General features: G+C 65.4%; 6 protein-coding genes and 2 pseudogenes. 4 read left to right on the top strand and 4 right to left on the bottom strand.

All coding sequences use genetic code 11. The features are described from left to right. On the top strand, positions 1-2,508 hold a 2,508-nt coding region (locus QOI01_RS31240), incomplete at its 5' end, for an ATP-binding protein (protein ID WP_526387307.1). Positions 2,509-2,949: 441 nt separating this feature from the next. Continuing rightward, entirely contained in the window at positions 2,950-3,360 is a 411-nt protein-coding gene (locus QOI01_RS31235) for a transglycosylase family protein (protein WP_526387305.1), read from the top strand. 46 nt (positions 3,361-3,406) lie between these two features. On the opposite strand, the gene QOI01_RS31230 is transcribed toward QOI01_RS31235, so the two are convergent. Further along, positions 3,407-4,777, bottom strand: a complete 1,371-nt coding sequence (locus QOI01_RS31230; protein WP_526387303.1) for an adenylate/guanylate cyclase domain-containing protein — start codon at positions 4,775-4,777, stop codon at positions 3,407-3,409. Positions 4,778-4,981: 204 nt separating this feature from the next. Here QOI01_RS31230 and QOI01_RS31225 point away from each other — a divergent pair. Beyond that, positions 4,982-5,788 (top strand): annotated as a pseudogene (locus QOI01_RS31225) (SDR family NAD(P)-dependent oxidoreductase); the annotation flags it as partial. Between the two features lie 72 nt (positions 5,789-5,860). Here the strand turns inward: QOI01_RS31225 and QOI01_RS31220 are convergent. Together QOI01_RS31220 and QOI01_RS31215 are read right to left on the bottom strand one after the other, a co-directional pair. Beyond that, positions 5,861-7,315 (bottom strand): amidase, encoded by a 1,455-nt coding sequence (locus tag QOI01_RS31220; RefSeq protein WP_526387301.1) that lies wholly within the window; start codon positions 7,313-7,315, stop codon positions 5,861-5,863. A 79-nt stretch (positions 7,316-7,394) separates the two neighbouring features. Continuing rightward, the gene (locus QOI01_RS31215; protein ID WP_526387299.1) at positions 7,395-8,804 is read right to left on the bottom strand and encodes an amidase; all 1,410 of its coding nucleotides are present in this window, start codon (positions 8,802-8,804) and stop codon (positions 7,395-7,397) included. 96 nt (positions 8,805-8,900) lie between these two features. Between QOI01_RS31215 and QOI01_RS31210 the strand changes: the two genes are divergently transcribed. Beyond that, positions 8,901-9,473 (top strand): TetR/AcrR family transcriptional regulator, encoded by a 573-nt coding sequence (locus QOI01_RS31210; RefSeq protein ID WP_526387297.1) that lies wholly within the window; start codon positions 8,901-8,903, stop codon positions 9,471-9,473. Between the two features lie 33 nt (positions 9,474-9,506). On the opposite strand, the pseudogene QOI01_RS31205 reads toward QOI01_RS31210, so the two are convergent. After that, positions 9,507-9,905 (bottom strand): annotated as a pseudogene (locus QOI01_RS31205) (MFS transporter); the annotation flags it as partial.

Genomic DNA, 9,905 nt, shown 5'->3' with positions numbered 1-9,905 from the left:
ATCCGGCTGTCGCAGAGCCCGACTCAGATCAACTCGCTCGACGCCACCATCGACCAGCTTGGCAACGAGTACGAGGACGTCACCAGGCAGCTCAATCTCGCCAAGGCCGAAGGGGATTCGCTCAACGCGCAGATCAACGGATCGAGTGCGAGCGTGGGGCCGTTGCAGTCGCAGGTGGCAGGCGCTGAAGCGCAGGCCGAAGAGGTATCGCGGCGGCGCGCCGCCTATGAGTCAATGATCACCGCCCAGGGCCTCGACGTCCCGGACACCGCCGACGAGTTCTGGAATCTGCGTGAGGAACTCAGCACTGCCGCCACTGAGCTACTGGCCAGACTCGACCGCGGCAGGGAAGCGTCCACCGATGCCGAGTACGCCCAGAAGGTCGCTCGGATCGCCCGCGACGACGCAGCAAAGGAACTGCGCCGCGTCGAGCACGTCGGCTCGGCCCTGCCGGAGTTCGCGATCACGATGCGCGAACACATCTGTGCCGCAGTGGGTGTCGACCCGAGCAGGCTGCCCTACATCGCCGAGCTGATGGACCTGAGGCCGGAGCAGAACCGGTGGCGCGTCGCGGTGGAGAAGGTGCTGCGCGGGGTGGGTCTGCGACTGCTGGTGCCCGATAGCCAGTACGCGGCAGTGCTGCGGTTCGTCAACGAGACGAACATGGGCGGACGGCTGCAGCTGCATCATGTCAGGTCGTCGGCGAGCGGCGGGACCGCCGAGCCGAACACGTTGGCAGGCAAGCTGTTCGTGGTCGACCCGACGCATGTCTGCGCCGCCGAGGCCGCCGACGTCATCGCCGCCGCAGGCGACCACGTCTGCGTCGACACCCCCGACCTGTTTCCCCGGTTCCGGCGGGCCGTCACCGACACCGGCCTGTACAAGGACTCCGACCGGCTGGCGATCAAGGACGACCGGCGACCACTCAAGCAGTCCGACTACATCTACCAGGGTGACGTCGCCGCCAAGATCGATGCGCTGACCGTCGATCTCGCCAACACCGAAGAGGCATACCAGCGGGCGCGGCGGGCAGCCGACGACATCGCCGCCGAACGCCAGCGGTGGCGGGACCGGGCCGCGGCATGCAGGGCGATCTGCGAGCAGTTCCCGCAGTGGAACCAGATCGACACGGAGTCCGCCGATGGGCATGCCGACCGTCTGCGCGAACAGTACGAGCTGCTGCTGGCCGATCACCCCGACATCGAGGCGCTCAATGGGCGCGCCGATCAGTGCTGGGAGGAGATCCAGACACTGATGACGCGCCGGGGTGGCGTTGAGACCCGCCGCGACGACCTGGACGGTCGTCGGACCCGTCTACTGGAGCTTCGGGAGCGGCTGACTCCTGCGTTCGTGTCCGAGCCTCTGACGGAACTACTGAACCGCTACGCCGGTGACGTGCCGGTGGCGTTGGAGTTGCTCAATCCCGAACCGCACCGGGAGGCGGTGTTCACCGCCATTCGCCGGGAGCGCGATCACCTCCGCGAAAGCCGCAGGCGCTCATACGATGAGCTCGCCCGCATTCTCAACACGTTCGACAACGCGTTCCCCGACGCCATCCCGAATGACAGCGACGTGTTCGACGAAAGGGTGCACGACTACGTGGTGTTGTGCCGGCACATCGACGAGCGGGAGCTCCCCGAGGCCTACGAGCGGATGATGCGGCTCGTCACCGAACAGGCACCAGATGCCATCCTCACGCTGCACCGGGTGGCCGAGCAGGAAGCCCGGCGCATCAGCGAGCAGATCGCCAGGGTCAACACCGGCCTGGGCTCCGTGGAGTTCAACCGAGGCACCCGGTTGACGCTGCGCGCCACCCCGCGCAGCCTGACCGCGGTCGCCGAGCTCACCGACATCGTCAAGGCCATCTCTCGGCGCATCGCCGAAGTCGGGCTTGGCGACAAACAGGCGATCCTGGATCAGTACGCCGACATCCTGTTGCTGCGCAACCGGCTGGCGTCCACGGCTCCCGAGGACAAGGCCTGGACGCGCGATGCCCTCGACGTCCGCAACCGGTTCACCTTCGACTGCGCCGAATGGGATGTCAGCGCCGAGGAGCTGATCCGCACGCACAGCAATGCCGGCGACAATTCCGGTGGCGAGCAGGAGAAGCTGATGGCCTTCTGCCTGGCCGGTGCATTGAGCTTCAACCTGGCGAGCCCCGCGCAGTCCTCCGTGTCGGCTGCCGCCGAAGGTGTCGACAACAAGCCGGTTTTCGCTCAGCTGATGCTCGATGAGGCATTCTCCAAGTCCGATCCGCAGTTTGCTCAGCAGGCACTTCAGGCGTTCCGCAAATTCGGCTTCCAGCTCGTCATCGTCGCCACCGTTCAGAACGCGACGACGATCCAGCCCTACATCGACAGCGTGGTCATGGTGTCCAAGACCGAAGCCACCGGTCGTAACGCACGCCCGGTCGCCACCGTGGCATCCAAGACGATCTTGGACTTCACGACGCTGCGGCAGGAGATGCGTGCCTCCGGCGTGCAAGCGCGGGTGCCGGCGACGGTCTGACGTGCGGGCTTCCCAACGCGCCACATAGGCCACTTTCAACCCAGTGGCCACATATGCCTCAAATTTCCGAGAATTAACATCTATCACTCCGCCATCTTTGATCACAATTAGATCAATAGCCACATTGGTTGCCTCCATGCAGGTATCGGACCTCCGCATATTCTTAAGCGCCGGAATGCACTGGCGACGACGCGATCTCGAGTTGGTATCCACGTCTGAACTGCATCGATCCGGCCTGCTCAGCTGGCCCCAGCGGCATCTCTGGCCTCATGAGAAGCATAAGAATTAAATAGACTCAGAGAATACAATTAGACTCACTACTGTCACTGTTTAACTCTGGCCACATCAGTAAACTCATGATCACGATTTGAGCTGAGGATCGTCTCACACGCTGGCCATTCGGCGCCTGCGCGTCGCACGATCCGGCGAAGGGATCGAAATATGAGTGTGCGAAAGACTGTCGCCGTGCTTGGGGCTGCCGGTGCGATCGCAGTGGCGCAAATGGCCATGGCGACTCCCGTAGCCGGCGCTGAGCCCAACTGGGACGCGATGGCGCAATGCGAATCGGGCGGTAACTGGTCCTCGAACACTGGTAACGGCTTCTACGGTGGCCTTCAGTTCACGCCTGCCACGTGGGCTACCAACGGCGGGGTCGGATCGCCTTCCGCCGCCAGCCGCGACGAGCAGATCCGGGTCGCGCGAAACGTCTTGCAGACCCAGGGACTCGGAGCTTGGCCAGTCTGCGGCGGCCCAGTGGGCATGGCGGCGGGCACATGCCGCGCCATGGTCGCCTGGATTCCGGTCGGCAATCTTCCTCGTCTGTGCACCTTGGTGCTCAATCCGTTCGCCTGAGACACGCAGCACGTGTCGGTCCCACGCGTTTGGGAGGGCAGTGCGCTCAAACCACGGCCTCCCCGCGAGTTAGCCGGGGCGCATCGTGCACCGCCAGGACCGGCCACCGGTCAGTCACGCCCTTCAATTCGTGACTGCCGCGGTCGTCGAACGCGAGCCCGGACCCCAGCACCAGCGGCGGGACTGCGCCGGATACGAGAACTTCGTCGGGTCTCGCAAGTGCCATGATGCGCGCCGCGATGTGCACCGCGATGCCATGCACATCGCCGTCCACCATCTCTACCTCACCCGTATGCAGGCCGACGCGAACGGAGAGACCGAGATTCGCCACCGAATCCCGAATTGCGCACGCGCACATGATCGCCCGCGCTGGACCGTCGAACGTCGCGAGTGCGCCGTCGCCCGTGAACTTGACGATCGTCCCGCGCGCCCCGACCACCTGTCCCCCGACGGCTCGGTTGTGCGCGGTGAGGATCTCCGTCCACGCCTCGTCACCCAGAGCCGTTGCGCGTGCCGTTGATCCGACGATGTCGGTGAACAGCACGGTCGACAGCACCCGATTGGTCGGTCTGGGCTGACTGCCACCGGTGAGAAACGAACCCACCTCGTCGAGCACCCGGTCGGAGTCGCCTGCGAACCACTCGTGGTCGTCGCCGTCGAACTCCACGCGTCTCGCGTGCGCAATACGGCCCGCGACGTACTTGGCATGGCCCGCAGGGATATAACGGTCGTCTCGCCGGTGCAGTACCAACGTCGGCGCCTGAATGCTGTCGAGCACCGAGCGCATGTCAGTGCGCTGAAACAGCTCGCTGATCGCGTTGAAGTAACCCGGCCCGCCGGCGAGTCGCTCACCGCGGCCGTACCAGCGCCGCTTCGCCGCGTCACGGCTCCAACTCGGTGCAAGCAATTCGGTCGCGGAGCCGGTCCCGGCAGCCTCGCCGAAGAGTTTGTGCATCTTCCGGTAAGTGTGCTCGGGCATCGCGAACGGCTGATCGGGCGTGCGCAGGAAGCAGGCGTACGGACTCCACAAGACGAGGGATCGCACACGCTCGGGGTGGCTTGCAGCCAGGAGCATGGCCGGGAGCGCCGAGCCCGCCATCCCGAACACCGCCGCGGACTCGCTGCCGGACGCGTCGAGCACTGCGAGCAGCCCGTCCGTCCACGCCTGCATTGCAGGACGCTCATTGATCGGCACGGCATCGGAGCTACCCAACCCCAACAGATCGGTCAGGATCAACCGGCCGAACGACGCGAGGCGGCGAAGGTGGCGGGCCACCGTGGGGTCGTCCCAAATCAGGTCGATGGGGAACCTCGGCGTTGGCACGAACAAGACATCGGGTCCGGCGTCATCGAGCACCTGGTACGCCAGGTTGACGTCACGGTCCCGCGCGTAGACGGTCTCTGGAATGGCCGCCATCCATGAAGCATGCCAGCAAGAACACGACGGTGTAGCTTGTTTCGGCGCCTCCCCCACCGGGTCCAACGGCTGCGTCGGGTGGTGGTGGGTTTGCCATCGCAGACTGGATTGGCGACTCGTTGCGCTTGACGTGATCGCAGTCACTTGACATGGTCGTTGATCACACCACTCGTCACAGATGCACGGGAACACTGAGGGGCAACGTTGACCAAGGCAAGACGGACCATCAGCGGTCGCACTGCGGTGATCAGCGGCGCCGCGTCGGGCATGGGTCGCAGTCTGGCTCTACGGCTCGCCGGCCACGGCAGCCCGGTGGCGATCACCGACATCGACCAGAGGGGATTGAAGGAAACCGCGGCGAGCATCTCGGGGCCTGTGTTGTCGCGGGTCCTCGACGTCAGTGATGCGGACGCGCAGCTAGCCTTCGCCGCGGAGGTGCGGGACTGGACGCCGACGGCGGTGGGCGCCGTCTTCAACAATGCTGGTGTCAACCTCGCGTCCACTGTGCTCGACGCCGATCCCGACGACGATCAATGGTTGTGGAACATCAACTTCCACGGCGTGGTCAATGGAACCCGGGCGTTCCTGCCGATCCTCGTCGAGCAGGACGCGGGAGCGATCGTCAACACATCGAGCGTGTTCGGCCTTGCTGGCATCCCCGGTCAAAGTGCCTATTGCGCAGCCAAGTTCGCGGTGCGCGGCTTCACCGATGCGCTACGCCAGGAGTTGCGGGGCACCGGGGTGAGCGCGATCAACGTCCATCCCGGCGGGGTCAACACCAACATCGTGCGAAACGCACGATTACGGACAGGCCCGCAAGGAAACGGCCCAACGCACCAGCAGATGGTCGCCGAGTTCGCGGCGACCACGATGACAACGCCCGACAAGGCCGCGGAGGTCATCCACCGCGGTGTGGAGGCGGGCAAGTCCCGCATCCTCATTGGCTTGGATGCGCACCTCTTCGACATCCTCGCCCGACTCGCCCCGACCCGCTACCTGGACATCATCGAAAGGTTCCAGGCGCCCATCGACTGGGCGCGTCGCGCCGGAACGGTCGCCGCCAGCGACTCGACGTCGAGGCCGTCAACCCGTGGTCGGCGGGCGCCGATCGCCGAGGCCGCCGTTGCGTTCGAGCAGTGCACCCAGGCGCAGAATGGTCGACTCGTCGAACCACTTCGAGACGAGTTGGATGCCGATCGGCAGCTCCTCCGAGCTGTACCCGTACGGCACCGAGAGTGCAGGCAGGCCAGTCAGATTGAACGGTGACGTCGCTGCCATCACATGGGTCCACGACGCCGTCACACCATCGACGACGAGTTCCAGCGCCCCATGCGGCGTGGCGGTGACGGGGTTGACCGGGCACAGCAGCACGTCGTAGTTCGCGAAGTATCCGGCGAACGCCGACCTTAGCGCTTCCAGCTTCGCCCGCGCCGCAAGCACGTCGGCGAAGGTGGGGTCCTCCATCGCGACGATGTCCGCACCGGTGGAGAACAGTTCGCCTTCGCGACCGGCCGCCAAAGCCTTGACGTAGGGAGTCAATTCGGCGTAGACGAACGTCATGAGCGTCGCGAGTCCGTCGGCCTGCTCGAGGAACGGCACCCCGACCTGCTCGACCTCGCATCCGAGATCGGACAGTTGCGCGGCGGCAGCGACGACCGCGGCGGTGATCTCGGGATCCACCGGCCCGAACGCGTCGTCGGATACCCAGCCGACGCGGATGGACTGTCTGGCCGCCCGAGTGCCGCCCGCATCAATGTCCTTGGCGTGGACGGCGTAGCCATCGATGCCGTCGGGTCCGCTCAGGACGGAGTAACCCAGTGCGACGTCACGCACGGTGCGGGCCATCGGCCCGACGTGCCACCAGCCTGAGGTCACAGTCGGGAAGTGACCGGTGTACGGGATGCGGCCATGCGTGGCCTTGAGGGCGGCGATCCCGGTGAATGCCGCGGGCCCACGCACCGAGATCGCGACGTCGCTGCCGATCCCCATCGGGGACATGCCTGCTGCGATCGCCGCGGACTCCCCACCCGAGGATCCGCCAGGGGTTCGGTCCAGATTCCAAGGATTGTTGGTGCGGCCGGTGACTAGGTTGTCAGTCTCGGTCCACGCCGAGAATTCGGGGAGGTTGGTCTTCGCGATGGGGATACCGCCCGCGGCCTTGAACCGTGCCACCGCGGTGGCGTCGGCCTCGGGGACGAAGCCGGCGAACAGCCTGGTGCCGCGTTGGGTCGGGATGCCCTCGGTGTCGAGGGCGTCCTTGATGGTGAACGGAACTCCATGCAGGGGACCGAGTTCGACGCCACTGGCGACGGCCTCGTCGGCCGCGGCGGCATCCCGCAATGCGTCGTCGGCGCGCAGGGTGACGATGGCGTTGATCTTCGGATTGACCGCGGCGATGCGGTCCAGGTGAGCCTGGACGACATCGCGGGACGAGACCTGTTTCGTCGCGATCAGCGCCGCCAGAGTGGTCGCATCCCGATAGTGCAGCGGCCCCGGATCCCGGTTGGAGATCGAGTCGTTGGTGGGCGTTGTGTTCATTTTCGTGTCCTGACGATATGAGTAGGTTTCGAAAGACCTTGGTGACAAATCGGTTCCGCGCGCTTACCCGCTTTCCCGGCTAGATGTCCGGGTGAAGGTCGCGAACGGGGCTTGCCTTTTCCAGCAGTGAGGCCAGCTGCAGAATGGTCGATTCGGCCAGCCAGCTGGAGACCACCTGCACGTTGATCGGCAGTCCGTCGCGGCTCGTACCGAACCTCATCGACAATGCCGGTAGTCCGGTCACGTTGAATGGCACGGTGGCGCCTTGGATGTAGGTCGCGTCGACGGTCTGGCCGTTGATGACGAATTCCGTGGCGCCGTGTTCATGGGCCGGGATGGGCAGCACGGGGCAGACCAGCGCGTCGTAGCGCTGAAAATAGTCGGCGAAGCCGTCCCTCAGTCGCTCGGCCGCCTGTTCTGCTTGGACGTACTCTTCGACGGACGTGTCGGGTGTCGCGAGCATGTTCTTGGCGATCGTGAAGAGCTCATCGGGTGCGCGGCCGGCCGTCGCTTCCGCGAACGCGGGCTTGAGCTCCATCACGTGGAGGCGATTGAACACGTCGAGGGCGAAGTCGCGCTCGAGCGCCGGGATGCGCACGGGCTCGACGACGCAACACAGGTCCTCGAGCGCCTCGGCGGCCGCCTGCACGGTGGCCGCCACCTCGAGGTCGATCGGCCCGAACCCGGGCTCGACCAACCAGCCGACCCGGAGCGGTCGACCCGGCGAGACACCCACCCCCGCGTCGAACTGGACGGTGCTGGTGGCGAAGGCGTCGGCACCGTCGGGTCCGGCGAGAAGTGGATAGGCCAAGGCGATGTCGCGAACGCTGCGCGCCATCGGGCCGACATGCCAGAAGCGACGCGGCACTCGCGGCCAAACGCCCGTCATCGGGACGCGCCCATGCGTGGCCTTGAGCGCGACGATCCCGGTTTGCGCTGCGGGACCGCGCACGGAGATGGCGAGATCGGTGCCGAGACCGAGCGGCGACATGCCCGCCGCGATGGCCGCCGACTCGCCACCGCTCGACCCGCCTGGCGTGCGAGCCAGATTCCACGGGTTGTTCGACCTGCCCGTGAGCAGATTGTCGGTTTCGGTCGAGTAGGAGAATTCGGGAAGGTTCGTCTTGGCGAGCACGATCGCACCGGCACTCTTCAGGCGGGCAACGCCGACCGCATCCGCCTTGGGGGTGCGGCCCTTGAAGATCGGCGAACCACGCTGGGTCAGAACGTCCGCCGTGTCGATCGAGTCCTTCACCGAGATCGGCACCCCGTGCAACGGGCCGAGCCGGTCCCCCGCCAGAACCGCTGCCTCCGCCGCCCTCGCTGCTTCGAGCGCGCCGGCCGCAACCGTGACGATCGCGTTGACCTTGGGGTTGACGGCCTCGATTCGGTCGAGATGCGCCTGCACGACCTCGACCGGCGACACCGCCCGCGTACGAATCAGTTCAGCCAACTTGGTCGCGTCGTAATGGATGATCTCGGAGCTCATTGTTTCCCTCTTTTCGTCTACCTGTCACTTGGTAGGCGACCCTACCTGTCACTTGGTAGGTTGTCTACCTGCCACTTGGTAGGTAAACTTTTGAGAATGAACGAGGTCAGCTCAAACTCCCGGGAGAAGATCCTCGCGGCCGCCAGGAGCGTCGCGCAGACGCGCGGCTACGGCGGGTTGAGCTTTCGCGACCTCGCGCAAGACGTGGGCATCAAGGCCGCCAGCATCTACCACTACTTCCCGAGCAAGGCCGACCTCGGCACCGCCGTAGCCAGGCGGTACTGGGAGGACTCAGCGGTTGCCCTGGATGCGCTATTGGCTGAATCCTCCGATTCGATCGACGCCCTGCGCCAATATCCCGAAACGTTTCGCAAGGCACTCGAGAACGACAATCGCATGTGCCTCTGCAGCTACATGGCCGCCGAATACGACGACCTGCCCGAGCCCGTGCAAAGGGAGGTGCAGACCTTCGCCGACGTCAACGTGTCTTGGCTGACCCGCGTGCTACTCGATGCGTCCGTGGTCAGCGCCGAGGAAGGCGAACCGCGGGCGCGCGCCATCTTCGCTGCCATCGCCGGTGCTCAGCTCATCGCGAGGAGTCGCTCCGACATCTCGCTCTACGACGCGCTCGTCGATGGCTACCGCGTGGCTGGCCTCCTACCCGTGTAAGCCGGACGAGTGCAGGCTGTGGTGAATCGGGTTCTACCTCCAGCGATCACGCAGCGTCCCCGTCGGCGACGCCGCTGCCGACTGGGACACCAATTCACGTCGTGTCTGCATTGGCTCGGTGAATGCATGCGGTAAGGGCGCATGCGGAGCTGCACTTGTCGTGTTTTGACGTCGGTTCTCCTCGTCGATCCCATCAGCGAGTCGACCGAGGTATCCGATGAGCACGGCGACGTCACCGTCGTCCCAATGACTCAGGATGGACTCCAGGCCCGCGATGTTCGTCGAACGTTGGCGCTCGAAGATCGTGCGCCCGTTCTGAGTTAGCGCGAAGCGTGGTGGTGCGGCGTGATCGGCGGTGGGCATCCGGCCTACGAGCCCATCGCGGATCAGTACGGAAAGACGCTCCTCGACCGGTGGCGGCGGGCTGTCCAG

The organism is Mycobacterium sp. (assembly GCF_032162605.1).
In the GTDB taxonomy this organism is placed as follows: domain Bacteria; phylum Actinomycetota; class Actinomycetes; order Mycobacteriales; family Mycobacteriaceae; genus Mycobacterium.
The sequence above is the reverse complement of the archived record's forward strand: the minus strand, read 5'-3'. Positions and strand labels throughout refer to the sequence as shown.

What these genes read in the sequence shown, in the direction of transcription:
- QOI01_RS31235 (WP_526387305.1), top strand. Translation starts at nt 2,950, where the DNA reads ATGAGTGTGCGAAAGACTGTCGCCGTGCTTGGGGCTGCCGGTGCGATC.
- QOI01_RS31230 (WP_526387303.1), bottom strand. Translation starts at nt 4,777, where the DNA reads ATGGCGGCCATTCCAGAGACCGTCTACGCGCGGGACCGTGACGTCAAC.
- QOI01_RS31220 (WP_526387301.1), bottom strand. Translation starts at nt 7,315, where the DNA reads ATGAACACAACGCCCACCAACGACTCGATCTCCAACCGGGATCCGGGG.
- QOI01_RS31215 (WP_526387299.1), bottom strand. Translation starts at nt 8,804, where the DNA reads ATGAGCTCCGAGATCATCCATTACGACGCGACCAAGTTGGCTGAACTG.
- QOI01_RS31210 (WP_526387297.1), top strand. Translation starts at nt 8,901, where the DNA reads ATGAACGAGGTCAGCTCAAACTCCCGGGAGAAGATCCTCGCGGCCGCC.